We start from the raw sequence: 23,294 nt of genomic DNA, 5'->3' as shown, positions 1-23,294 counted from the left end.
CAGTGTTCGACTAGGTTACCTTTCTCAAGAACTGCTCCCCTTTCTCCCTCTGCTCGTTTTCACCCCGCAATTTTGGGTTGGTCGAGTACTAGTTATCTTACTTCCTCACTAACTGCTTATGACTATATCTTCACCTCGATCATCTTCTCAAAGAGAACTCGCTCGTCGAGAACCTCCGGCTTGGAAGACGTACCTACTTCGTTTGTCTAAGGTTCCCTGGACATGGCGCATCATGTTCGCATACCTAACCGTGATGTTGTTTGTCCCAATACTTGCTATGTTCCTGAAAGCAAGTACTGAACCTCCTGCTCGGTTTTGGGAAATCGCGACTAGTTCAATCGCACTAGCTACTTACGAAGTGACTTTTGTGACAGCACTGGTGGCTTCCCTGATCAACGGTGTCTTTGGAACTCTGATTGCTTGGGTTTTTGTCCGCTATGAATTTCCCTTTAAAAAGGTGCTTGATGCCACGATAGATCTACCATTTTCGTTACCAACAGCGGTAGCAGGATTAACCCTCGCAACAGTTTACAGCGATAACGGTTGGATTGGCTCACTATTAGCACCATTTGGCATTAAGATATCTTTCACCCGCTTGGGCGTAGGGGTGGCGATGATATTCATCTCATTATCTTTCGTCGTGCGGACGGTGCAACCAGTTCTTCTGGAAATGGAAAAGGAAACAGAAGAGGCTGCTTGGAGTTTAGGTGCATCTCAATGGCAAACCTTCACGAAAGTCATTTTACCGCCTTTGTTTCCCTCTATTTTGACTGGTGTTGCCTTAGGTTTTGCACGTGCAGTTGGCGAGTATGGCTCAACTGTAATTATCGCTTCCAATACTCCTTTCAATGATTTGATCGCACCTGTGCTCATCTTTCAAAGATTGGAACAGTATGACTATTCCGGTGCTACCGTCATTGGCATAGTGCTACTGATAATTTCTCTGGTGATACTGCTGGGAATCAATCTGTTACAAGCTTGGGGAAGAAGATATGACGCGAAGTGACGATTTTCCACAACCACATTTTCATTCAACGACAGCACAGCAAGGCAATCAAAAGCCAGTTAAGCCTAAGAGTTGGGTTCCCACTCTTCTCATTGGGATAGCAGTGTTGTATCTCACTTTAGTGCTGTACCTTCCCACGCTTAATGTCTTTGTCCAAGCTTTCAGTAAAGGATTTGGTGTGTTTTTCTCTAATCTGACACGCCCAGAATTTACTCATGCCGCTTGGTTAACACTGATACTAGCTATTATTACCGTACCAATAAATATGGTATTTGGCTTATGTGCAGCTTTGGCGATCGCCCGCAATAACTTCCCTGGGCGCGCTTTATTGCTAAGTATTATTGACCTACCGTTTTCAATATCGCCCGTGGTTGCGGGGTTAATGATTGTCCTACTCTACGGACGCAATGGGTGGTTTGGTGGTTTGTTACAGGCGCTTGATATCAAAGTCGTCTTCGCTTTTCCCGGTATGGTACTGGCTACAGCATTCGTCAGTATGCCATTTATTGCCCGCGAAGTGATTCCCGTTCTTGAGGAATTAGGCGCTGATCAAGAAGAAGCTGCGAAAACACTGGGCGCGAATCAACGACAGATATTCTGGCGCGTGACTTTACCCAGTATTCGTTGGGGGTTACTCTACGGTTTAATTTTGACCAATGCGAGATCTATGGGTGAATTTGGTGCGATCGCAGTCGTCTCTGGAAACATTGCCCGAAAAACTCAAAGCTTACCACTATACGTGGAAGACGCTTACAAACAGTATGAAACTGAAGCCGCCTTCTCAGTTGCTGTTCTATTAACCTTGCTTGCAGTGGTAACTTTGGTGCTGAAGGAGATTTTGGAACAAAAAACAGGTACAAAAACAAAGATGAAACATTAAATCAGTAAACAGTAAACAGTACACAGTAAAGGAGTCAGGAGTCAGGAGTCGCAATTCTTTATTTATTTCTTCTGAATCAAGAATTGCACCAATTGCTGAATTCTTCTTCAAACTGATAATTGATAACTGTTAAAGCAGATGGTTAGTCAAAGGGTAAATTCAGCTATGGTTTCAGACAATCAGCTCACCCACAAACGAATTCGGCTTAGGATTCCAAAAGACTATCACCAAGAACCTGTCATTTCTCGCTTGGTGTCAGACTACGGTCTCACTGTGAATATCACCGCTGCGATATTGGGTTCCAATGGTATTGGAGATGGTTGGTTTGACCTAGATTTACAAGGAACTTCTGCACAAATTGATAGTGCTTTAACTTATATCAATGACTTGAATCTAGAAATTTGGCATGACATTGACACAGGAAGTTGGTGATAATTCTTTCGTAATTTGTCGTCATGAAGACGTCAAAAACGAACTAAAAATTATCAATTACGAATCATTACTAACTATGATTGCACCAACCTTTAGAAGTAGTAATACCACACAAATTCGTCTACGCCTACATATTTCCAATCACTACAGCACCGAACCTGTGATTTCTCGACTTATGGCAATTCATGGCTTAGTCATTAATATTACGGGGGCAATGCTAGGAAAACATACTGGTGGAGAGGGACGTTTTGATTTAGAAATTTGTGGTACTGTTCCAGAAATTAGGCGTGGTTTGGCTTACTTGGAATCTTTAAATTTAAAAATTGTAGGTAAGCCAAACACTGACGGTGATAGCTGGTATTGCTGACACATCTACAGCTAGATTTCATAGTGCCAAACTTCTTCTTCTTTCAAGACAATTCGATGCAGGGGGAGACGATGAATCAACCCCTGTTCCTCTAATTGAGTCAAGACGCGAGTGATTGTCACCCGAGTTGAATTAAGCATATCAGCAATGTCTTGATGAGTGAGGCGTAAGTCAATGAGATGTCCCGTTTTTACCTCTCGACCAAATTTTTTGACTAACCAACCTAAGAGTTTGATGAGCATGATTTCCACTGTTTTATAGCTACGAATAACCATCAATTCTTCTGCCTGTTGAATGTGGGCAAGCATAACATCTGTTAATGGAAACCACCCTTCTAAAGGTAAGATTGTTACCTCTACTTTAGTAAGACACTCAATTTGATATGGTTCAATCTTAGAAAATGCTTGACCAACAATATCTCCAGGTCCCCAGATTCCCAAAGTCACAAGTGTACCATCTTCGTGCCAAGTCACAACCCGCACAACTCCTGTTTCAATTTTCCACAAACTATTGTGCTTCAGCGGCAAGAATGAGCGGGCCTTAAAGCTATGTTTGGTGTTTTGCTCAGGAGGATTTTGAAAACGTGATGAAATAGACATTGTTCTTCAAAATACTATTGTCTGATGGACAAGCCGTACTTTTTTACAATATCAGTTTCTTGAAGGATATTACTATGGGCATAGTCGTTGAGAATGTAACTAAGCAGTATGGTTCTTTTCTTGCTGTTGATAACGTCAATTTAGAAGTTCCAACAGGTTCTCTTGTGGCATTGTTAGGACCGTCTGGATCTGGAAAATCAACTTTGTTACGAATGATTGCGGGGTTAGATATGCCTAATTCTGGTCATATCTGGCTAATTGGTGAAGATGCGACATACAAGTCGGTGCAAGAACGTCAAATAGGTTTTGTGTTTCAGCATTACGCCTTATTTAAGCACTTGACCGTGCGGCAGAATATAGCTTTTCCACTAGAAATCCGCAAGTTTCCCAAAAGTAGGGTTAAGCCGCGAGTTGAAGAACTACTGGAGTTAGTTAGGTTGCAGGGATTTGGCGATCGCTATCCCTCCCAACTTTCTGGAGGTCAACGCCAACGGGTAGCGCTAGCAAGGGCATTAGCGGTTCAGCCGAGAATATTGCTGTTGGATGAACCCTTTGGAGCGTTAGATGCTAAAGTCCGGAAGGAATTAAGAGCAGGATTACGAAAACTGCATGAAGAAGTTCATGTCACAACCGTACTAGTCACTCACGACCAAGAAGAAGCAATGGAAGTTGCAGACCAGATTGTGGTAATGAATAATGGTCGGGTGGAACAAGTTGGTACTTCTGCTGAGATTTATGACCACCCCGCAACACCTTTTGTCATGAGCTTTATTGGTCCAGTGAATGTTCTTCCACCTACTTCTGGTGTTTTACCAGATAGGGATTTGAATGGTCAAACAAATGAGCAAGTCTTTTTGCGCCCTCATGACGTTTTGATTCAAACCAATCCTACTGAGGATGCTACACCAGCCAAAGTCTTGCGCATTCTTAACTTAGGATGGGAAATTCGGGTTGAGTTGCTTCTCAAGTCTGGAGAAACAGTAAACGCTTTCCTCACTCGTGAGCAGTTTACTCAGATCAACATTCAGGAAGAGCAACGTGTCTATGTGACATCGAGGCAGGCAAAAGTTTTTCCTGCTCCTGCTTATGCAGTAAGATGAGAAGATGAACTACCCCGCCGCATGGGCGGACGGGGTATAAGGCGAGGGCGGCTTGGTCAGTGAATACGGTTCGGATAAGTACTTGGACAGAAACCATTTCCCAGAAGTTACCAGGTTTGTGTGAGCAACAATTACGTTAACCGAACCGTATTAAATAAGTCTCTATTTAAGCCGCACTGTACTAGCAACTTGGGTTAGTGTCAGTTTAACTTCTATCCTCATAAACTATTCCTATGGAAATCGACAAATCAACTAGTGATAGCGAGTATAAATATTTTAATAATAGACTTCTTGACACTATCGACAAAAATTACAACAGTGAGTTCAATTATTTTTCTCCTGTATGGAATGAAGTTTTAAAAACTATTAAGATTCATAATTTATTAGATGTTGGTTGTGGTACAGGTAAATTTTCTGGGAATTTAAAATCTAAAATCTCTGGTAAGTTAATTGGTGTTGATGGCAGCAGTTATGCTTTAGAAAAAGCAAAAGAGAAAGGATTTGATGATGTTTATAAACTGGAAGACTTATGCACTCAGCCGCTTCCTTTAGAAAACGAGAGTGTAGATTTTGCGTTCTGTAAAGATGTTTTTGAGCATCTTTTAGATCCTCTTTATTTATTATTAGAAATTCAACGGGTTTTAGTACCAGGAGGATATCTGTTAACACTTGTCCCTAATCATTTTCCCCTTGCTGGTCGTCTGAAATTTTTGTTTACTAACAACTTAGACACTTTTAATTATTTTCCCGGCTCAAAAGCTTGGAATTTTCCTCACATAAGATTTTTTAATTATGAAAATTTTGTAGATTTTTTGGGACAAGCTAACTTAGTGGTTGTTGAAAATTATAGTGGATTTTTGCCAAAGCTTCCTATATTCGATAGAGCATTGCGCATTCTAGCAAAATCTTTAGTAAGAAAGTTGGCAACTAGTAATCCGACCCAGTTTGCTGAAGGCTTAACGATACTTGTGAGAAAAGAGTGAGTCACAGACATTATTCAAAAGTAATTAGAAGGCTAAAGAGAAACCGCAGAAATGAATCACGTTAATTTAGTATTAGTTGACACTAGATGCATGAAAACAAAAATAGGGATGGTGTAAACCATCTCTATTTAGTAAAGTTAGTAAAGTTAGTAAAGTAGGGCTATGCCCTACCAAAATTAAGATTAAAGACTGGGCATGTACTGCGGCTTTTCAGGTACGCTAGTATACTCAGCCACAATTTGACGGAATTCTTCACCGTCAATAGTTTCTTTCTCAATCAGCAAGTCCACTAACCGATCCATAACGGTGCGATTTTCCAGTATAAACCGCTTTGCTGTTTGGTAACATTCTTCAACAATGGCACGGACTTGTGCATCAACACGAGATGCGATCGCTTCTGAATATTCCGAACGGGTCATCCAGTCACGACCCAAGAACACTTCTCCCTGCTGGCTTTCCAAGGATATTGGTCCTAAATCAGACATTCCAAACCTTGTCACCATTTGTCGTGCCATACCACTGACTTGCTGTAAGTCACCTCCAGCACCAGTAGTGACTTCCGCAGAACCAAAAATCACCTCTTCTGCTGCACGACCACCTAAAGCACCAGTAATTCTGGCTTTAAGTTGAGCGCGAGTGATTAATCCTTGCTCCTCATTAGGAGTAAACCAAGTTAACCCCTGTGCCTGTCCCCGTGGAATCAAGGTGACTTTTTGCACTGGATCATGGTCTTTAAGTAATGTACCTGCTATGGCGTGTCCAATTTCGTGGTAAGCAATCAAACGCTTGCTCTTGCTATCAACCAGAGGCGTGCCTTCCATACCAGCAACAACCCGATCCACAGCATCATCAATTTCTATATTGGTGATGGCTTCTTTACGCCGTCTAGCTGTAAGAATGGCAGCTTCATTGAGCAAGTTTGCTAAGTCTGCTCCTGTAAAACCAGGGGTGCGGCGAGCAATAACTTCCAAAGAAACACCAGCGTCTAGTTTCTTGTTACGAGCGTGGACTTTTAAAACTTCCAAACGTCCTTTAACGTCGGGTGCATCGACGATGATTTGTCGGTCAAAACGTCCAGGACGCAACAGTGCTGCATCCAAAACGTCAGGACGGTTGGTAGCAGCTATGATAATAATACCAGTGTTACCTTCAAAACCGTCCATTTCGGTGAGTAGTTGGTTGAGGGTTTGTTCGCGCTCATCGTTTCCACCACCGATACCTGCACCTCTTTGTCGTCCTACGGCGTCGATTTCATCAATAAAGATGATACAGGGGGCGTTATCTTTTGCTTTCTTAAAGAGGTCGCGGACGCGGGATGCACCCACACCTACGAACATTTCTACAAATTCTGAACCAGAAATGCTGAAGAATGGTACGCCTGCTTCACCGGCGATCGCCTTTGCAAGAAGTGTTTTACCTGTTCCAGGAGGTCCAACTAAGAGCACTCCTTTAGGAATACGTGCGCCTACAGCAGTGAATTTTTCTGGTTGTTTGAGGAAGGTCACAACTTCTTGCAGTTCTTCTTTCGCTTCTTCAATACCTGCAACGTCGTCAAATTTCACTCCGGTTTTTGCTTCCATCTGAAAGCGAGCTTTTGATTTCCCGAAGTTCATGGCTTGACCTGGACCACCAGGCAAATTGCTAGAACGACGGAACAAGAAAAACAGTCCGGTAATCAATAAAATAGGAAAAATAAGATTACCCAGCAGTCCCCAAATGGCTCCATCATTCCGCATAGGATGGGCGTCAAAACTGACTCCTTTTTCCTTTAGCTTACTAATCAGTTCAGGAGCATTAGTAGGTAAGTCTACCCGTACTCGTTGTACACGGTTGTCCAGATCTGGATCGACAGCTTCCACAATCGCCGTTCTGCCGCCTTCATACAAATCAACATTGGTTACTCGATTAGCGTCCAAGTATTCTAGAAAGCGACCATAGGTCATGCGGGTAGTGGCTGTATTCTTACTCATGTCTGTCGGAGCACCAGAAAATGCTCCTTGCCAAAAGAAAAAGCCAATCACCAATGCAGGCAATGTCCAGAGTACTAGGACTCTCCAGGAGAATTTCATCTTAATTTTTCCTCTAGATTCATGTAAAAATTTCCGAGAGTGTGGAAACCTTGTGTCTTTAGACCAAGGAGGAAACACGATTCGGCTAATAAATTAGCCGTCAAATACCTTTAGATACCATTACCGCCTTGGGGTTACTCAATACCGTGTACTCTTGCGTTGTACTTTCATTCGGGCAATTACGAACTGATATTTTTCGTCCTGTACGCATAATGGTTTTGCTCCGTAGAGCCTCCCTTTCGGGGTTAAGTTAGCTTCGACGATGTTAACGGTCGGTACTTTCCAAAAGACACTGACTTAACCCTATAAATCTGTTTAATCTTTTGGTTCTAGAGCAAGGAACTAGCTACGCATTCCTTGGTAGGAACTTCAACGCTTGCCGTTAACGTAGTACAAGGGAGTACTTAGTCTGGTCAACTAATCCTAAAAGTTCGAGGCTAGAAGCCCCGAGCCGCAAGAAAGGGGTGTTGACATACTACAAATCAGCAGCCCACAGATAGAGCTTTTCAAACCGATGTCTATAACTGCGTTTTTTATCCAATGTTATGACACATGATGAGTTCGTCGTTAGCTTTTAGAGCTTACGTAACGAGGACATCATTAAGAATCTTAATTAAATTTAACTTAATTTTCTTTCATTTTACAATCTTGGGAGCAGAAAGACCAATGCCTACGGCACGCGCAGGTAACGGCGCGTCTTTCCGTGGGACGGGCAGTCACTACAAGTTGGCAAAGGACATCGCTCATCTTACACGCAGTTAGGGGAGTAGTTCAGCAACGCCGCTTTCTAAACTTGAGTCACGCTCAATCAATTAGTCGTTCGTCACAAGACGTGCTGCATGCATAACTACAGCAGAACTCACAACGGGCTGCGCCCCACTACGCGCTCTAGAACACAGAACTCAGGAGTAAAATAGCCTTCATACCTGGCGCGTGAAGTTTAGTACACAGGGCGCGTAAATAAACCAACCATTCCAAATCAACGAAAAGCTTACATCATAAGCTTTTTGAATTTTGACTTACTCAGCAGCGGTACTAGGTTCTGTACCTCACTTACTTGCAAACTGCTGTATGTACTGATTTAATCTTTCGCGTGTCTCCATGTTTTCTTTATTTGTCTTTTCATACAAAGACTTTAAAATATCAAACAAACTTGATGTTTATGAAAGACAAAAAGGAAAAAAGCTGACGAAAGATTAAAATTTCCAGGAAGACAGTAAAAGAAATTTGCCTAATAAGAAAAAATTTTTTCACTTTTTTGTTAAAAATCGTAAAATTGAGGCATGAAGGACTAGAAACATGATAATAACCTAGCTAAACTAACAGAAAGAGCATTTGTACTGTTATTTCTTAAAAAAAAGTGTGGTGCTTAATCTTCAATGATTCCAATCCAACTCACCCTCAAAAACTTCCTCAGTTACTGTGACACAACTTTAGATTTTCGTGGCTTACATACGGCTTGTATTTGTGGTTCTAATGGTGCTGGAAAATCTTCTCTACTCGAAGCTATAACCTGGGCAATTTGGGGTGAAAGCAGAGCCTCTTCGGAAGATGATGTTATTCATACAGGTGCAAAAGAAGTTAGAGTTGATTTCATCTTTGAAGCAAACCAGCAAACATATAAAGTGATTCGCACCCGAGTGCGAGGTGGGAGTGGTGCTTTGGAATTTCAAATACAAACACCCACTGGGTTTCGCCCACTGACTGGCAAAGGGATAAGAGCAACGCAAGATTTGATTTTAGAACACATTAAGCTGGATTACGAAACTTTTATTAATTCAGCATACCTGCGTCAAGGTCGTGCTGATGAGTTCATGCTGAAGCGACCAAGTGAGCGTAAGGAAATATTAGCAGAGTTATTAAAGCTGAATCAGTATGATCAGTTAGAAGAACGGGCAAAAGAACTCTCACGTCAGTTTAAAGCAAGAGCAGAAGAATTAGAGCGCTTTTTGGATTCCTTGAAATCTCAGCTGCAACAGCGTGAAGCAACTGCTCAAAAACAAGCTGACTTGGAAACCGAAATCAATCAACTTCAACAAGTACAAGCTTTTGAGACTATTCAATTACAAAGTTTGCAAGTTGTCCAGCACCAGCGACAAAACTGGGAGCAACAGCACAATTTTGTTAGACAGCAGTATCAAAATCTTAGCCAAGATTGCGATCGCCTGCAACAAGAGCGTTCAGCAATTGATAGCCAGCTATCAGATTTAGAAAAACTTTTAAGTCAAGAAGCTGAAATTAAAGCTGGGTACAACCAGTACCAAATTCTCCAATCTCAAGAAGAAGCGATGGGCGCTCAATTTGAAGAATACACTCGCGCTCAACAAATACGGCAACAAAAGCAACAGCAGCTGAGTAAACAAATTAACGAAATTGAACGGCAATTACAACACGCTGAAGCACAACTTTTGGCTGTACAGCAACAAGAGCAAGAACTTCAGCAAACTCTGAGTAAGTCAGATGAAGTCGAAGCTGCTTTAGCACAACTCGCAGCTGCACGTAACCGTCTTGCTCAATTGGATCAGCTGCAACTACAGGTTGCTCCTCTTTTGCAACAACGAGTCACATTGCAAAGTCAACTGGATCGTAGCCATGCTAGTTTAATAGCTCGATTTGAACAACTCCAAGCAACAGAGAACCAACTGCAACGTCAGCACAGACGCCAGCCGCAACTGCAACAAGCTGTCATGGAAGTGGCGATACAGATTGAGGAACTGGAAAAAAAGCGAGTTTATCTACAACGAGTTCAAGAAAAAGGACAGGAAAGGCGTCACCTGATCGAACGTTTGCAGGCTCATCAACGGGACTTTGAAAAACTGCTAGCAGAATTACAGCAAAAGCTACAAATGCTCCAGAACCCTAATGCAATTTGTCCTTTATGCGAACGTCCTCTAGACGAACATCACTGGAATCGTGTAGTAGACAAAACTAAACTAGAGTACAAAGATGCAGAAGATGAGTTGTGGATAGTCCGAGAACGCATGGCTGTTTCAGACAGAGAAATTCAGGTTCTGAGGCAAGAGTATAGAGAGATATCCCAACAATTATCTCCTTATGATACCTTACGTGAACAAAGAGGGCAATTGGCAGCACAGTTAGAAGTGACAAGTGATGTTGAGCAACAGCTACAACAAATTACCATTCAAAAGCAGCACTTGGAGCGATCGCTACAAATAGGTGACTACGCCCATGACGCACAAGCCGAGCTCCAGCAACTCGAACAATATCTGCAACAACTCAATTACAATGAACAAGACCACGCTCTCGCTCGTAACGAAGTCGAGCGTTGGCGATGGGCAGAGATTAGACTTAGCCAGATGAAAGACGCAGCTAAGCGTCAAGCGCAATTAGAAGCACGAAAACCAGAGATTGAAGCACAAATTGCTCAATTACAAACCAGAATTCAGCAAGAAGCCACAGAATCTGAATGTGCTAAACAAATTGCTGCTCTTGAGCGCCACATTGCTGATATGGGTTATGTATCAGAACAGCATAACAATCTCCGCATGGATGTACGCAAAGCTCAAGCTTGGCAATTACGCTATCAACAGCTTGTCGGGACGCAGCAACAGTATCCCCAACTCAAAACAAGATTGCAAGAGTTAGAGGTTTCTTTGCAGGCAAGATTGACAGAACGGCAAAAATTTGCTGCGCAAATTGAAAGCATCGTTCAACAGCTAGAAGAATCAGCAAACCCCTCTGCTCAAATTCAAGCATTAGAGCAGCAGATAACATCACGCAGACGACAACTCGATGAACAAATTGCCCAGTTAGGACGTTTCCAGGAACAATCTCACCAACTGGAAACACTGCAAATTCAGTACGAGCAACAGCAGCAGCTACTTCAAGAAGCAAAACAACAACACCGTATTTATCAGGAATTATCACAAGCTTTTGGTAAAAATGGTATCCAAGCATTGATGATTGAGAATGTCTTGCCTCAATTGGAAGCAGAGACAAATCAACTACTTTCACGGTTGAGTGCCAATCAGTTACACGTTCAATTTGTGACACAAAGAGCAGGAAAGAGTGGTAAGGCAAGCAAGAAAAATACCAAGCTGATAGATACGTTGGATATTTTGATTGCAGATGCTAGGGGGACGCGGGCTTATGAGACTTACTCTGGTGGGGAAGCGTTTAGAATTAACTTTGCAATTCGTTTAGCCTTAGCGAAATTATTAGCGCAGCGGGCGGGGGCGGCGTTGCAATTGTTGATTGTGGATGAAGGATTTGGGACACAAGATGCAGAAGGATGCGATCGCCTGATTGCAGCGATTAATGCGATCGCATCTGATTTCGCCTGCATCCTCACCGTAACTCATATGCCTCACCTTAAAGAAGCCTTTCAAGCCCGAATTGAAGTGAATAAAACACAGAGTGGTTCGCAGGTGCGATTGTTGATTTAATCAACAATTACTATGCATCTGGTAGTACTTGCTGAGTACCGTTTTCCATCTCAACGAAAAAGCTTTTGGGTACGATAGCATTAAATTAAGTGCAAATTCAGTGCATAATCAACCCAATGATAAACATCAGCCGAGATATACATTCACTCTCCAGCTTTAAACGCAATACGCTGGAATTCCTAGAACAGATGAAGCAGACGGGAAAACCTGTAGTGCTGACAGTTAATGGTAAAGCCGAACTTGTCGTCCAAGATGCTGAATCTTACCAGAAGCTGCTTGATGCTTTGGAGAAGTTGGAAGCTATTGCTGGAATCAAAAAGGGATTGGAAGATGTCGAAGCAGGTAGAACCACTACTTTGAGCGAATTTGAACAAGAAATGCAACAAAAGTATGGCATTTCTAGTTAGAACGACTCGAACGGCAAATGCAGAAATTGAGGCTGCTTATTTTTGGTTGAGAGAGCGAAATCCTGTTTATGCCGATAAGTGGTTTCGGGAATTAATGGATACTATAGCAATCCTATTTGATTTGTGAAAAAGATTTTGATTTAATGAACCGCAGAGACGCAGCGGAAAGTCTGAGCGGAGGTTTCCTCCGATCAGAGCTTTCCAAGACAGAGGGCGCAGAGGAGAATAAAAGAGAGTTTCACGAATGATTTAGGACTGCTATATATTTGATGATATAAGGTACTAGACAGCAAAAAAAATTACTTAATCGGAAGGTAAGAATCAATTACCTGTTTTAATCTATTAATATTTTTATCACTAATGTGGAAGGTATTTAGATTTTCTCTGAAAGATAACCAATAAGGCTGTACACTATTCTTATTAAGAACTATAGATTGATTGAAGAGAGATTCAAAAATTCCAGGACAACGAGATGAACCGTATATCTGATTATTTTCGCAGAACGCTTTTAGAATAGATTCCCATTGTGCAGGATTTAAAGAATCGGCTATCTCAAGTAATATATTAGCATTGAAAGCGGCATCATAATCTGAGTATGATAATCTAAAATTACTTACTATTTTAGGAAGATTTTCTATCAAGATAGGTTTTAATAAGTCATCGAGGAATTCGTTACTATAATTTGATTTCATGAGTATTAATTTATCAAATACTACTTGTTGAGAAAGTTTTATAATTGAAGTCTTCAGTAATTCAATCGCACTTTCTAGATTGCTGCCAGATAATTCATAGACATAATATTTACTCACTTCAAGTAACTCTTCTAGACAAGCATTCTCTAGTAAATAGAGCAGCCGTTGTTCAGTTATTTTTAGTAACTTTTCTTCTTGTGTGATTTCTGATAAGTTGCGTAAAATTCCTTTGAGAGAGGCTTCTTTAATTTTTTCCATTAAATACAAATAAATTTTCTCATTCCAAGAATTATTGTCCTTTGATATCATTGAAACTAATTCATGAAAACTAGCTTGGGGAATAGCTTTTTCTAGTAGAGATTCCATAACTTCTTCATTGATTGAGCTATTTTGTAGTTTTTCTTGGCAAAATTCCTTGAGAGAGAGTAGTTGTTTCAGAGTAAGCAGTTGAAGCTTAACGTATATAGCTTCTTTTAAAAAACTTATTTGAGCAGCTTTAAAGAATATATAAACATTTTGCTCGCATAGATAATTATATCTTGATGTGTCAAACATGTTAAGCCTTTCGATAAAGGCTAGCGCTTTTAATTGGCATGGCTCAGTAAGAGTGTCCCAATTTTTAACATCTGCTAAGTAGATAATTACTTTATCCCAATTGGTATCAACGACTTTGTTGAGAATAATATCAGACAATTTCTCATTCAAGATTTCTCTTGTTTGTTCAAGAAACATACTTGAGACTGCATGTATTGCAGAAAATTGACGTTCTCTTTCGTCTTCCGGAAGATTTTCTGTTAACAAGCTTATTGTTAATCCAAGAACAACATCTTTAATAAGAGCCAAGCGAGCGCGAGCTAACGGACTTTTTTGAAAATACTTTATTGCCAGTTCTGGATTTGTTGGGAAATACTCAGACTTAATATCTTGGAAAATTCTTTCACGGGCTGCACGACCTTGAACTGGTGGTCTTTCTAAAAGGTGTGTAATAGCACTTCTTAAGTGATAGCGTGCTAATTCCGCTGTCGCCTCAAATGGTTCCTCCAGAGATGTCATTGAGGGATGAGCGCATCGGCTTCTATCTTCAAATAATCTTTCAATATCTGACATCTCAACAATCGAGATTAATTCAAATGGGTTAAGCGCTTTTTTGGGAATATCTGACTCAAACTGCCAAAGCTCTTTGAACTTTTTTTCGGAACTCAGCTTTTCAAATTCTTCCAATAGCTTTAATGCTTCTTTATCTCCTAAAAGCTCTAATTCTCTCAGTTTATGAAGAAAATCAAATACTACTGCATTCCATATTGCCACAATACAAGAACGGTATGCTCCTGCTCTATAACAAGCTACTGCTTCTTTGATAAACTTCCTTGCTTGCTTATCTCTACAACGTACTATTAATTCATCTAAATCAATGAAAGCTTCGTACATAATCTAAGAACGACTAATTTTTTACCATTTGTCAGTATGGTAACCTAGGTGTACGCTCACCTGCGGAAGTTCCTAGCGATCTGCCGTTAGCGTAGCGTGCGCTTTGCGCGTAAGGCAAGCGAAGCGATCGCCACAGCTTTAACAATATCTTGCGATCTCCGGGATGCAGGCTTATGAAACTTATTCTGGTGGAGAAGCATATTGTGCATGGGTTAGAATATTCAAATATAGTCTTTTTAGGTTCGTAGTAATGCTATGACGCTACAAAAGTTGGAACCAGAACTACTTGCCTTAACACCAAATGAAAAAGCACAGGCGATTCAGATATTAGCCCAAAGTTTAGGAAATCCTTGGCGTGGAATCGAGAAAACCCCAGGTGTATGTGGTGGAGATGCTTGTATTAGTGGAACCCGCATTCCTGTTTGGATGTTAGTTAATGCTCGTAATTTAGGTATTAGCGAAGCTCAACTTTTGAAAGACTATCCAACTTTATCTGCGACAGATTTAGCCAACGCTTGGGTTTATGCCACAGTATATCCAGAGGAAATAACAACAGCCATTCGCGAGAATGAAGAATAATGGCTCGTTTATATGCAGATGAACAGTTTCCCTATGAAGTTGTGGAGCATTTACGCGATTTGGGGCATGATGTTGTTACCGTCCAAGAAGCAGGAAAGGCTAATTTAAAAATACCTGATGATGAAGTTCTCGCATTTGCAAGTAGTAACGAGCGTGTTATTTTAACTCTAAACCGCAGAGACTTCAAACGTTTGCATCGCTATGTACCTAGTCATGCTGGTATTATTATTTGTACGGATGATGGAGATAGAAGTGGATTAGCAAAACGAATTAATGCAGCTATTTTGGCAGGGGAACCTCTGGCTGGTAAGTTGGTTAGTGTGGTGCGTCCTGCGAGATGAACAAGATTGTGTGTAGACGATGCGCTTGCTTGTCATAAACATCAAAATTGCTTATTTTTCCAAATGCATTGCGGCGAAGTGACTGAAGAGCGATATCAAAGGCTAACTATTAAACATAACCATACAAGCTTGGTATCAAATGTTGATAAGGGGAACCAAAGACCAAAAATGGTAACCTAACTGTATACCTATCTGCGGAAGTTAAGAGCGATCTGCCGAAGGCAGCAGCGAAGCTATCGCCACGGTTTTAACAATGTCTTGCTATCTCCGGGACGCAGGCTTATGAGACTTATTCTGGTGGGGAAGCGTTTAGAATAAACTTTGCCATTCGTTTAGCTTTGGCGAAATTATTAGCACAGCGGGCGGGGGCGGCGTTGCAATTGTTGATTGTGGATGAAGGATTTGGGACACAAGATACAGAAGGATGCGATCGCCTGATTGCAGCGATTAATGCGATTGCGCAAAGCAAGAGACGCCCTTGGCGTATCGCATCTGATTTTGCCTGCATCTTAACTGTAACTCATATGCCTCACCTCAAAGAAGCATTAATAGGAATTTCAGAATTTTGGCGTTTTAATGGAAGTATGCTGAGAGTTTATATACTTTTGGGTGGTCAATATTCAGAAGTTCAAGCTAGTCCTATCTTTGCCTGTGTACCAGTCAGAGAGATTCCCCGGTTTATTCAAGAAAGCCGAAAAATTGGACAAATAGCCGCAACTCGTATTTTCCGTGCTTGGGTTAGGCAGTATATTTCTCACTCAGGGGAGTAGAAGATAAATATTTACACAAATTTCTTAACAAAGAAACCATGTCTTTAGGAGCACAGGATTGCTGCGCTCCTTGACAATTCATCAACCCAAACTATAAACGAGAGTAAAATTATTGGCTGGCATATCAATAATTTCCTTTAGCTTTAGCCCATATTTTTGAGCAGTATTTGTGATATCTGCAATATCTTTTAAACCCCATTCTGGTACTTTATAAGATAGAAGAGTTCTATCAAATTCTTCATTCGAAGGTGTTGTATACTTGCCATCCACTTTAAATGGACCATAGATGAATAAAGAACCGTTAGCACTGAGATAGTTGACTGTACAATTCATCATGCCATCCGCAACAGAGATTGGTGCAACTTGAAAAATATTAATACAGAAAATGGCATCAAATTTTTTTCCAGTTAAAACTGACCAAGTTTGTGGTTGAGTTAAGTCCAGTTTGATTGGTGGTTGGACGTTTTGGGCTTGAGTCTGTTGAGTTAATTGCCTAATATTTTCAAACACTTCTTCATTCATGTCTGAGGGTTGAAAACTTAGATGCTGGAAATGGGAAGCGAAGTAGTTGATGTGCATACCACTACCAGAGGCAAACTCAAGAATTTGACCTTCGCTGTTGGGTAGCCTTTGTTTGAATACTTCTAGAATAGCATCACGGTTGCGATCGCCTGCCCAAGCAACATAAGAACTAAGTGGATGCGGATCCAGTGCAGGTTTTTCTAATGCTGACATTTATCGCTTCTGTATTTTGTTGGGTTGTATTATTTGGAGTCTATCGAATAAAAGGGAGAATTCATACCAATGCTGGCTTCTTGAGTGATCTCACCATCAAAAAGTTTCACAGTCAGATTTCCATTCACCTGTTTTGCAAATGGAATTAGCAAGCTATCAATATATTTTTGTGCGTTCTCTAACGAATCAAATTCATAAAAACCACCAACAGTATTGGTGTTGATACCACTTAGCCAGGTTTTAGATTGCAGTCCTGAGAATTTTTTCATTTCTACATTGATGGAAACCCAATCAATTTGAGTGAAAGGTATAGATACTTGATACTCGGCGTAGAGAAATAGTTTACTCATGGGTATTTGTGACTTGATGCTGAGTTCTGCTTCTATTATTTTCTTCTATTAAATTAAAATTAGCTCAATTAAACGGAGATGTCTTCTAGCTCATGGTGACTGGCGACACAATTAAACCATCCTTAACATGAATAGTTCTCTGGGTTTGAGCAGCAATCTCAGCTTCATGAGTAACAATAACAATCGTAATACCTTGACTATTCAAATCAGTCAGCAAATCCATCACTTCCTGGGAAGTCTGACTATCCAATGCACCTGTTGGTTCATCCGCCAACACTAAAGCAGGGCGATTGACTAAAGCGCGAGCAATTGCAACCCGTTGCTGTTGTCCACCAGAAAGTTGATTGGGACGGTTGTACAGTCGTTCTGCTAGTCCGACTCGCGTCAGGGCTTCAATTGCTCGTTGGCGTCGCCGATGTCTGGGAATACCAGCATAAACCATCGGTAGCATAACGTTTTCAACAGCAGTAGCGCGAGGCAATAAATTGAATTGCTGAAAGACAAAGCCAATACGCTGATTGCGAATGTATGCTAGTGCATCATCATTCAAAGTCGTGAGGTTTCGCCCCTCCAAAACATAATGTCCACTAGTTGGACGATCCAGACAGCCGATGATATTCATGAGGGTAGACTTACCAGAACCAGACACTCCCATAATGGCAACATACTCACCCTCCTCAATCGTCAGGTTAATACCTTTAAGAATCGGTACCTCTGTATTCCCCAAGCGGTAGGTTTTGGTAATGCCTTCCATCCAAATCATGGTAACCATCTTACTCCCTTCCTCTTCCTCTGCGTCCTCTGTGTTGAAAAGATCTGAGCCTCGCTCCTTTGAGGAGCTTACGCGCTTCGGAGGAAACCTTCGCTCAGACTTTTCGCTGCGTCCTCTGCGGTTCGTTAATAGGTATTTTTTGAGCGGGACAAATCAATTCAAAATGTACTGCGTTCTTGCACTCTACGAAAATTCGGCGTTGCATAAAATAGGGATGAATTATTGAACCACAAAGACGCGAAGTGCGCGAAGAAGTTAGGTTTTTTAGTTTACAAAAGTTCAAAAACATCCCGCAATTATGCAACACCGAAAATTCAAAGTTCAAAATTAGAAGTTACTCCCAGCCTACGGCTCGCTACGCTAACACTCAGTCACTCCGTAAAGCAGCGATTGGATCAAGTCGGGCGGCGTTGCGGGCTGGAATCACCCCTGCGACTAACCCGGTTACTAACGAAAATCCAAATCCAGCAAGAATTGACCACAAAGAAACTACAAACGGAAATTTAAACACGTTAGCTGCTACAAGGGCAAGGCTAATACCAAATCCAATACCAATCGCTCCCCCTACAATCGCAACCGCGACTGCTTCAGTTAAAAACTGGCTCAAAATCGCGCTGTAGGTAGCTCCTACGGCTTTACGAATGCCAATTTCTCGGGTTCTCTCTACAACGGAAACCAACATAATGTTTGCAATACCAATACCCCCAACAATTAGGGAAATTCCTGCGATCGCCCCTACTAAAATAGTAAACAATCCCACAACATTGCTAAAAGTATTAATAATATCAACTTGATTAATAATGCGAAAGTCGTCTGCTTGAGGCGGGTATATATTATGCTTAATACGAAGCAAGTTTGTCACCTGAAACTGAGCCGCATCAAGCTGCGCCTCGTCTTCAGCCTTTAACCACAAACCATTAATAGCAGTACCGTTAAGAGCATTATTGCCCACAATTCGGGCAGACATATTTGTTAGGGGAATATACATTTGGTCATCGACATTCTGTGCGCCTGATGCTCCTTTCGACTCCATTACCCCAATCACCTTATAGCGTCCGCCTTGAATGCGGATATCATAACCAATGGCAGATGAGCCAGTACCAAATAAATCATCGCGCACTTTACTACCCAGAACAGCAACAGGATGAGCGCTATCTAAGTCTTCCTGAGTAAAGTACTGCCCTTGTTGGGGATGAATGTTTTTCACTTCTGGGTAATTCAAATCTGTTCCAATCACCGTTGTGGAAATATTTTGTCCCGCATAAACCACCTGTACTGTGCGCTGTAGAAAGGCGGTGACAGATTGGGCGGCTGGAACCTGTTGGGCGATCGCCTGTGCATCTTCCCATGTTAAAGTTGATGCAGAACCAACACCTTGGCTAATTCCTCCAGAGCGTGCTGCTCCCGCAAGCACCAGCATGACATTCGAGCCTAAAGCTTGAATCTGCTGTTCGGTTGCTTTCTGAATTCCTTGACCTACCGAAGTCACAGCAATCACAGAAGATATCCCAATAATCACTCCTAACATTGTCAGCCCTGTGCGGAGACGATGACTCCACATGGCTTCTAATGCCATTGATAAAATTTCAAGTAGCGAGACTTTAATTGGACGAATAGACTTAACCACTTAAAGCACCCTTCTAACGATAACGCCTTGGAGGTCCCCCGAAGGGCATCATTGGAGATGAATTAAATTGAGGACGCGCCCCTGGTGGGAAACTAAGCATCACTTGCTCTCCCTCACGCAGTCCAGAACGAACCACTGTTTTTTGACCGACACTGACTCCAGTTGCGATCGCTCGAAATTCAGGTCGTTTCCTCTTTCCATTCTCGGTGAAGACCATGACTCCACTGGTGTTGTCTTGACGTACAATAGCAACTGTGGGAATTACCAGGGCGTTGTCTAATTTCCCAACGTTAAAGTCCACATTCACATTCATCCCCGCTCGCAGAAGATTTTCTGGATCAAAAAGAGACATTTTGACTTCAAAATTTGTAACATTTTGCTCTACAGTGGATTGAGCAGCAACTTGGGTAACTTTTCCTGGAAATTTTTTATCTGGATAAGCATCTGCCTGGATAGTCACGGTCTGTCCCACTTTAATTTGCGAGATATTGGTTTCAGCCACTTTTGCCGTCACTAGATTTTTAGATCCCAATGCCAGGATAGAAGAAGAGGTTGCTGAAGAAACAGAGCTACCTGCTGTAGTAGGAGTTACAAATGCACCGGGGTCAGCAAACTTACGCGTGACAACGCCAGTGAAGGGAGCACGAATAATTGTATCATTGATTTGCGTCTGAATTGTCTGTAAACTCCCCTGAGATGTCATCACTTTAGCGCGTGCTTGGTCAATTTCTTCTGGTCGGGAGCCATTTTTGAGCTTGGCAAGTGCTTGTTGTGCTGCGATCAGACTAGCTTTTACCTGTTCAAGATTATCTTTGGCGTTGCGCTGTTCGGTTAAAGCTTCGTCTAGAGTATCGCGAGAAACTGCACCTTCCTCTGTAGCAGTACGTAGCCGCCTGACGCGTAAGTTTGATAAATCTAGCCGAGATAGGGCTTGGACAATCTGTGCTTGATTACTTTTGACATCGGCTTGTCCTTTAGCAATGTCTTCTATACGACTACCCGCTAGTACTAAGCGTAGATTGGCTTGGGCATTTTCCAATTCTCCTTTTGCTTGAGTGAGTTGTCCTCGCAAGTTCAAGTCATCCATATATGCTAGGATTTGTCCTTCTTGAACGCGATCGCCTTCTTTCACCAGCAATTTTTTCAACACACCAGACGTTTTCGGACTGACGTTAGTTGAACGTTCAGGTTGTACTGTACCATTTGCCGAAATTGTCACAGGAAGATTTGTTCGCTCGACAACAGCCGTTTGTATCCGACGTTGGAGTTCTTGACGCTGTGTGATCATGAACTGCCGTACCCCATAGTAGCCTCCTCCAAGCAAAAAACCCAAAACGAGGAATCCTACGAGCCACTTTGGTAATCTGAGTGGTCTTAAACCTTTCACAGAATCGGGTTTTTTCCAGGACTGCGAATTGTTGACTAGATCAGATCTTTCCTCGACTTTTGCCATATGCTTTGAAAATCTCCTGTGATCTATCGTCTTTTAAAGATTTATCATGTTATACATTTAAAATAAAAATTAAGGAAACCCCCAATTCTTTATTTTGAAGGAACTGGGGGGAACTTGGAGCATGAATACTTAGCAATTGATTATTCGCAATTTTGACCAAAAACTCTATAATGCATATCAATTGCTTTTAATACTGGTAAATCTCTTCCGATTTCTTTGGTGCTAGAAAACTCTGCATTAGTTTTAAAATTTTATTTCCCAATTTTTGCTTTCGCTAGTTGCATGGTTTCTAGCTTAAGTGCTTCCCCTGATAGATTACATGAAGCGAAAGTCCCAAACAGATTAGGACAAAAGTAACTATCAATTTGTGACTTTTGTCATACTCTTGACCTGATTGACATTTTCCCACGGCTAGAAATGGTGAGCCAGCGCGGTCTGATAAGGAACAATAATTGCTACCCAAGCGTTTGCGTAGCGCCCCAGAGGGGCTAGATGTGCTGATAACTGATAACTGATAACTGTTAATAATGGTTACCAGACTTACGGTGATGCACAGCGGTAACCCCCTCACCATCTAGCACTTTGCCATTATCCACAGTTGCATAAACAAGCCAATGGTCGCCTACTTCCATCCGGTTTTTTACGGAGCATTCTAAGTAAGCTAAGGCATCATTAAGAATAGGAGAACCGTTTCCAGCTTCTTGAGTTGCGACACCATCAAAGCGGTTTTGTCCTGGACCAAAGGGTTTGAGGAAGTCCTTCATTAAGCCGATATGATTTCCCTCTTTCAAGACATTTAGGACGAAATTATTACCTGAATGTGTCAGTGATTCTACTGCTCTATCTTTCGCGACAGCAATGGTTAAACCTGGTGGATTAAAGCTTGCTTGAGAAACCCAAGAGGCTAACATTGCGCTGGAGATATCGCCTTGCTTTGCTGTGAGGATACACAGTGAACCGACAACGCGCCCGACTGCTTGTTCAGTTGTCGTGGCGGGCTGGCTGGGAGTGCGCACTTTTTTCGCTTTCTTCAGCGCTTGAGCAAAGTCAGTTCCTGCTTCTTCACACATTTGCAGAGTAGCATCATTGGGTTTAAACTTCACTCTGATAGTTTCAAAACCAAATCGATAGCCAGCGTCTTTGAGTTTACCCTCGATAATATCGACTGCTTCCCCACTCCAACCGAAAGAACCAAAGACACCAGCAAGTTTATTGTTAGTCGCAGTGGAAAGTACAATACCTAAAGCGACTTGTACAGGAGTAGGTGCATGACCACCAAGGGTAGGAGAACCAATGATAAAGCCAGATGCTTTTTCGACTGCAGCGCGGATTTCTTCTGGCTCAGCAAACTCGCAGTTTATTGATTCTACAGCAACACCGGCTTTTGTCATACCACGAGCGATCGCCTGGGCAAGAGTCGCTGTGTTTCCATACGCCGAAGCATAAATCAACGCGACAGATGTTTCTTGCGATGCTTGCTCCTGACACCATTGGCGGTAAAATTCTGTTAGTTCAATTAAGCTGTAGCGTACTAAAGGTCCATGCCCAGTCGCATACATTCTCACAGGTAAGTCACCAAGTTTATCGAGTGTAGTTTCGACTTGACGAGCATGAGGAGCCATGAGGCAATCAAAATAATAGCGTCTATCTTCGTTGATGATTTCCCAGCCTTCATCAAAAACCTGATCGCCACAAATATGTGCTCCAAAAAGCTTATCTGTGTAGAGAATTTCTGTTTGCGGATCGTAGGTGCAAAGTAAGTCTGGATAGCGAGGATTGGGAGTAGGAATAAATTGTAGATGATGTCCTTTACCCAAATCTAAAGTTTCTTCCCCACGCATCACCATCACTGGTAAATCTGGGTTTTCCAATGCGCCACGCAAATTTTTTGCTCCTGGGTTAGAACAAACAAAGGTGATTTGCGGTGCAAGTTCCAATAAAGCTTTGAGAGTTGCGGCACGGTTGGGATTGATGTGACCGAGAATGACGTAATCAATGTTTTTTAAATCGAAGCGTTTGTGCAAAGCTTCCAGGAAAATTTCTGTAAATGTTTCTCCTGGAGGATCAATGAGGGCAATTTTATCTCCTTTAATGAGATAACAATTTGCTGTTGTCCCCTTTGCTAGAGCATATTCTATTTCAAATCTCAGGCGTGTCCAACTGCGGGAACGAAGCACAGTTGTGTCAGTAGCGATGGGGTAAACCTGAACGTCACGGGATTTAGTTTCTGGCATGAGTTTTATGTAATAAAATTTTATATTGAACTATGTACTTTATGTAAGGTAGTAATGTAGGGTG

The 23,294-nt window shown here is 41.8% G+C and carries 20 protein-coding genes and 1 pseudogene; 12 read left to right on the top strand and 9 right to left on the bottom strand.

What is annotated here, in order from left to right; all coding sequences use genetic code 11:
* The first annotated feature begins 118 nt into the window (after positions 1 to 118).
* The 4 genes from cysT to DP117_RS01775 all read left to right on the top strand — a co-directional run bounded on the left by cysT (position 119) and on the right by DP117_RS01775 (position 2,685).
* On the top strand, positions 119 to 1,006 hold the full coding sequence (gene cysT / locus DP117_RS01790; RefSeq protein ID WP_169216624.1) for a sulfate ABC transporter permease subunit CysT: 888 nt from the start codon (positions 119 to 121) through the stop codon (positions 1,004 to 1,006).
* A complete protein-coding gene (gene cysW, locus DP117_RS01785; protein WP_169216623.1) occupies positions 993 to 1,886 on the top strand; it encodes a sulfate ABC transporter permease subunit CysW in 894 nt (297 codons plus the stop codon). The genes cysT and cysW overlap by 14 nt, the downstream gene beginning before the upstream one ends.
* Before the next feature lie 165 nt (positions 1,887 to 2,051).
* Positions 2,052 to 2,318, top strand: coding sequence for an NIL domain-containing protein (locus tag DP117_RS01780; protein WP_169216622.1), 267 nt, complete (start codon positions 2,052 to 2,054; stop codon positions 2,316 to 2,318).
* Positions 2,293 to 2,685: an NIL domain-containing protein gene (locus DP117_RS01775; RefSeq protein WP_339381231.1), complete on the top strand. Its 393-nt coding sequence runs from the start codon at positions 2,293 to 2,295 to the stop codon at positions 2,683 to 2,685. Before DP117_RS01780 ends, DP117_RS01775 begins: the two co-directional genes overlap by 26 nt.
* 11 nt (positions 2,686 to 2,696) lie before the next feature.
* Here DP117_RS01775 and DP117_RS01770 read toward each other — a convergent pair whose 3' ends face one another.
* Positions 2,697 to 3,284, bottom strand: a complete 588-nt coding sequence (locus DP117_RS01770; RefSeq protein ID WP_169216621.1) for a Crp/Fnr family transcriptional regulator — start codon at positions 3,282 to 3,284, stop codon at positions 2,697 to 2,699.
* A 74-nt stretch (positions 3,285 to 3,358) separates the two neighbouring features.
* Between DP117_RS01770 and DP117_RS01765 the strand changes: the two genes are divergently transcribed.
* Together DP117_RS01765 and DP117_RS01760 are read left to right on the top strand one after the other, a co-directional pair.
* Positions 3,359 to 4,384, top strand: a complete 1,026-nt coding sequence (locus tag DP117_RS01765; protein WP_169216620.1) for a TOBE-like domain-containing protein — start codon at positions 3,359 to 3,361, stop codon at positions 4,382 to 4,384.
* A gap of 233 nt (positions 4,385 to 4,617) precedes the next feature.
* The gene (locus DP117_RS01760) at positions 4,618 to 5,367 is read left to right on the top strand and encodes a class I SAM-dependent methyltransferase (protein ID WP_169216619.1); all 750 of its coding nucleotides are present in this window, start codon (positions 4,618 to 4,620) and stop codon (positions 5,365 to 5,367) included.
* A gap of 182 nt (positions 5,368 to 5,549) precedes the next feature.
* Here DP117_RS01760 and ftsH2 read toward each other — a convergent pair whose 3' ends face one another.
* On the bottom strand, positions 5,550 to 7,436 hold the full coding sequence (gene ftsH2, locus DP117_RS01755) for an ATP-dependent zinc metalloprotease FtsH2 (protein WP_169216618.1): 1,887 nt from the start codon (positions 7,434 to 7,436) through the stop codon (positions 5,550 to 5,552).
* 1,379 nt (positions 7,437 to 8,815) lie between these two features.
* Here ftsH2 and DP117_RS01750 point away from each other — a divergent pair.
* The 3 genes from DP117_RS01750 (at position 8,816) to DP117_RS01740 (ending at position 12,376) form a co-directional block, all read left to right on the top strand.
* Positions 8,816 to 11,842: an SMC family ATPase gene (locus DP117_RS01750; RefSeq protein ID WP_169216617.1), complete on the top strand. Its 3,027-nt coding sequence runs from the start codon at positions 8,816 to 8,818 to the stop codon at positions 11,840 to 11,842.
* 116 nt (positions 11,843 to 11,958) lie between these two features.
* Positions 11,959 to 12,249 (top strand): type II toxin-antitoxin system Phd/YefM family antitoxin, encoded by a 291-nt coding sequence (locus DP117_RS01745; RefSeq protein ID WP_169216615.1) that lies wholly within the window; start codon positions 11,959 to 11,961, stop codon positions 12,247 to 12,249.
* Entirely contained in the window at positions 12,233 to 12,376 is a 144-nt protein-coding gene (locus DP117_RS01740) for a hypothetical protein (protein ID WP_169216614.1), read from the top strand. The genes DP117_RS01745 and DP117_RS01740 overlap by 17 nt, the downstream gene beginning before the upstream one ends.
* A gap of 172 nt (positions 12,377 to 12,548) precedes the next feature.
* Here DP117_RS01740 and DP117_RS01735 read toward each other — a convergent pair whose 3' ends face one another.
* Positions 12,549 to 14,369: a hypothetical protein gene (locus DP117_RS01735; protein WP_169216613.1), complete on the bottom strand. Its 1,821-nt coding sequence runs from the start codon at positions 14,367 to 14,369 to the stop codon at positions 12,549 to 12,551.
* A gap of 255 nt (positions 14,370 to 14,624) precedes the next feature.
* Here DP117_RS01735 and DP117_RS01730 point away from each other — a divergent pair, with 255 nt between their 5' ends.
* The 3 genes and pseudogenes from DP117_RS01730 to DP117_RS01720 all read left to right on the top strand — a co-directional run.
* On the top strand, positions 14,625 to 14,948 hold the full coding sequence (locus tag DP117_RS01730; protein WP_169216611.1) for a DUF433 domain-containing protein: 324 nt from the start codon (positions 14,625 to 14,627) through the stop codon (positions 14,946 to 14,948).
* Positions 14,948 to 15,289: a DUF5615 family PIN-like protein gene (locus DP117_RS01725; protein ID WP_169216609.1), complete on the top strand. Its 342-nt coding sequence runs from the start codon at positions 14,948 to 14,950 to the stop codon at positions 15,287 to 15,289. The genes DP117_RS01730 and DP117_RS01725 overlap by 1 nt, the downstream gene beginning before the upstream one ends.
* 269 nt (positions 15,290 to 15,558) lie before the next feature.
* Positions 15,559 to 15,834: pseudogene (locus tag DP117_RS01720) on the top strand (SbcC/MukB-like Walker B domain-containing protein); the annotation flags it as partial.
* 306 nt (positions 15,835 to 16,140) lie between these two features.
* Here DP117_RS01720 and DP117_RS01715 read toward each other — a convergent pair.
* The 6 genes from DP117_RS01715 to DP117_RS01690 form a co-directional block, all read right to left on the bottom strand.
* A complete protein-coding gene (locus DP117_RS01715) occupies positions 16,141 to 16,794 on the bottom strand; it encodes a DUF938 domain-containing protein (RefSeq protein ID WP_169216608.1) in 654 nt (217 codons plus the stop codon).
* Positions 16,795 to 16,823: 29 nt separating this feature from the next.
* Entirely contained in the window at positions 16,824 to 17,144 is a 321-nt protein-coding gene (locus DP117_RS01710) for a YdhR family protein (protein ID WP_169216606.1), read from the bottom strand.
* A gap of 85 nt (positions 17,145 to 17,229) precedes the next feature.
* On the bottom strand, positions 17,230 to 17,916 hold the full coding sequence (locus DP117_RS01705) for an ABC transporter ATP-binding protein (protein WP_282440235.1): 687 nt from the start codon (positions 17,914 to 17,916) through the stop codon (positions 17,230 to 17,232).
* Between the two features lie 367 nt (positions 17,917 to 18,283).
* Positions 18,284 to 19,492: an ABC transporter permease gene (locus DP117_RS01700; protein ID WP_169216680.1), complete on the bottom strand. Its 1,209-nt coding sequence runs from the start codon at positions 19,490 to 19,492 to the stop codon at positions 18,284 to 18,286.
* A 64-nt stretch (positions 19,493 to 19,556) separates the two neighbouring features.
* A complete protein-coding gene (locus DP117_RS01695; protein ID WP_169216605.1) occupies positions 19,557 to 20,996 on the bottom strand; it encodes an efflux RND transporter periplasmic adaptor subunit in 1,440 nt (479 codons plus the stop codon).
* A gap of 521 nt (positions 20,997 to 21,517) precedes the next feature.
* Entirely contained in the window at positions 21,518 to 23,230 is a 1,713-nt protein-coding gene (locus tag DP117_RS01690; protein WP_169216603.1) for a diflavin flavoprotein, read from the bottom strand.
* Between the last annotated feature and the right edge of the window lie 64 nt (positions 23,231 to 23,294).

The organism is Brasilonema sp. UFV-L1 (genome assembly GCF_012912105.1).
In the GTDB taxonomy this organism is placed as follows: Bacteria; Cyanobacteriota; Cyanobacteriia; order Cyanobacteriales; family Nostocaceae; genus Brasilonema.
Note: the sequence above shows the minus strand (reverse complement) of the source record. Positions and strands in the feature narration are given on the sequence as shown.

Bases quoted from the DNA above. Each gene is read 5' to 3' on its own strand.
- cysT (WP_169216624.1), top strand. From the start codon at position 119: ATGACTATATCTTCACCTCGATCATCTTCTCAAAGAGAACTCGCTCGT.
- cysW (WP_169216623.1), top strand. From the start codon at position 993: ATGACGCGAAGTGACGATTTTCCACAACCACATTTTCATTCAACGACA.
- DP117_RS01780 (WP_169216622.1), top strand. From the start codon at position 2,052: ATGGTTTCAGACAATCAGCTCACCCACAAACGAATTCGGCTTAGGATT.
- DP117_RS01775 (WP_339381231.1), top strand. From the start codon at position 2,293: ATGACATTGACACAGGAAGTTGGTGATAATTCTTTCGTAATTTGTCGT.
- DP117_RS01770 (WP_169216621.1), bottom strand. From the start codon at position 3,284: ATGTCTATTTCATCACGTTTTCAAAATCCTCCTGAGCAAAACACCAAA.
- DP117_RS01765 (WP_169216620.1), top strand. From the start codon at position 3,359: ATGGGCATAGTCGTTGAGAATGTAACTAAGCAGTATGGTTCTTTTCTT.
- DP117_RS01760 (WP_169216619.1), top strand. From the start codon at position 4,618: ATGGAAATCGACAAATCAACTAGTGATAGCGAGTATAAATATTTTAAT.
- ftsH2 (WP_169216618.1), bottom strand. From the start codon at position 7,436: ATGAAATTCTCCTGGAGAGTCCTAGTACTCTGGACATTGCCTGCATTG.
- DP117_RS01750 (WP_169216617.1), top strand. From the start codon at position 8,816: ATGATTCCAATCCAACTCACCCTCAAAAACTTCCTCAGTTACTGTGAC.
- DP117_RS01745 (WP_169216615.1), top strand. From the start codon at position 11,959: ATGATAAACATCAGCCGAGATATACATTCACTCTCCAGCTTTAAACGC.
- DP117_RS01740 (WP_169216614.1), top strand. From the start codon at position 12,233: ATGGCATTTCTAGTTAGAACGACTCGAACGGCAAATGCAGAAATTGAG.
- DP117_RS01735 (WP_169216613.1), bottom strand. From the start codon at position 14,369: ATGTACGAAGCTTTCATTGATTTAGATGAATTAATAGTACGTTGTAGA.
- DP117_RS01730 (WP_169216611.1), top strand. From the start codon at position 14,625: ATGACGCTACAAAAGTTGGAACCAGAACTACTTGCCTTAACACCAAAT.
- DP117_RS01725 (WP_169216609.1), top strand. From the start codon at position 14,948: ATGGCTCGTTTATATGCAGATGAACAGTTTCCCTATGAAGTTGTGGAG.
- DP117_RS01715 (WP_169216608.1), bottom strand. From the start codon at position 16,794: ATGTCAGCATTAGAAAAACCTGCACTGGATCCGCATCCACTTAGTTCT.
- DP117_RS01710 (WP_169216606.1), bottom strand. From the start codon at position 17,144: ATGAGTAAACTATTTCTCTACGCCGAGTATCAAGTATCTATACCTTTC.
- DP117_RS01705 (WP_282440235.1), bottom strand. From the start codon at position 17,916: ATGGTTACCATGATTTGGATGGAAGGCATTACCAAAACCTACCGCTTG.
- DP117_RS01700 (WP_169216680.1), bottom strand. From the start codon at position 19,492: ATGGCATTAGAAGCCATGTGGAGTCATCGTCTCCGCACAGGGCTGACA.
- DP117_RS01695 (WP_169216605.1), bottom strand. From the start codon at position 20,996: ATGGCAAAAGTCGAGGAAAGATCTGATCTAGTCAACAATTCGCAGTCC.
- DP117_RS01690 (WP_169216603.1), bottom strand. From the start codon at position 23,230: ATGCCAGAAACTAAATCCCGTGACGTTCAGGTTTACCCCATCGCTACT.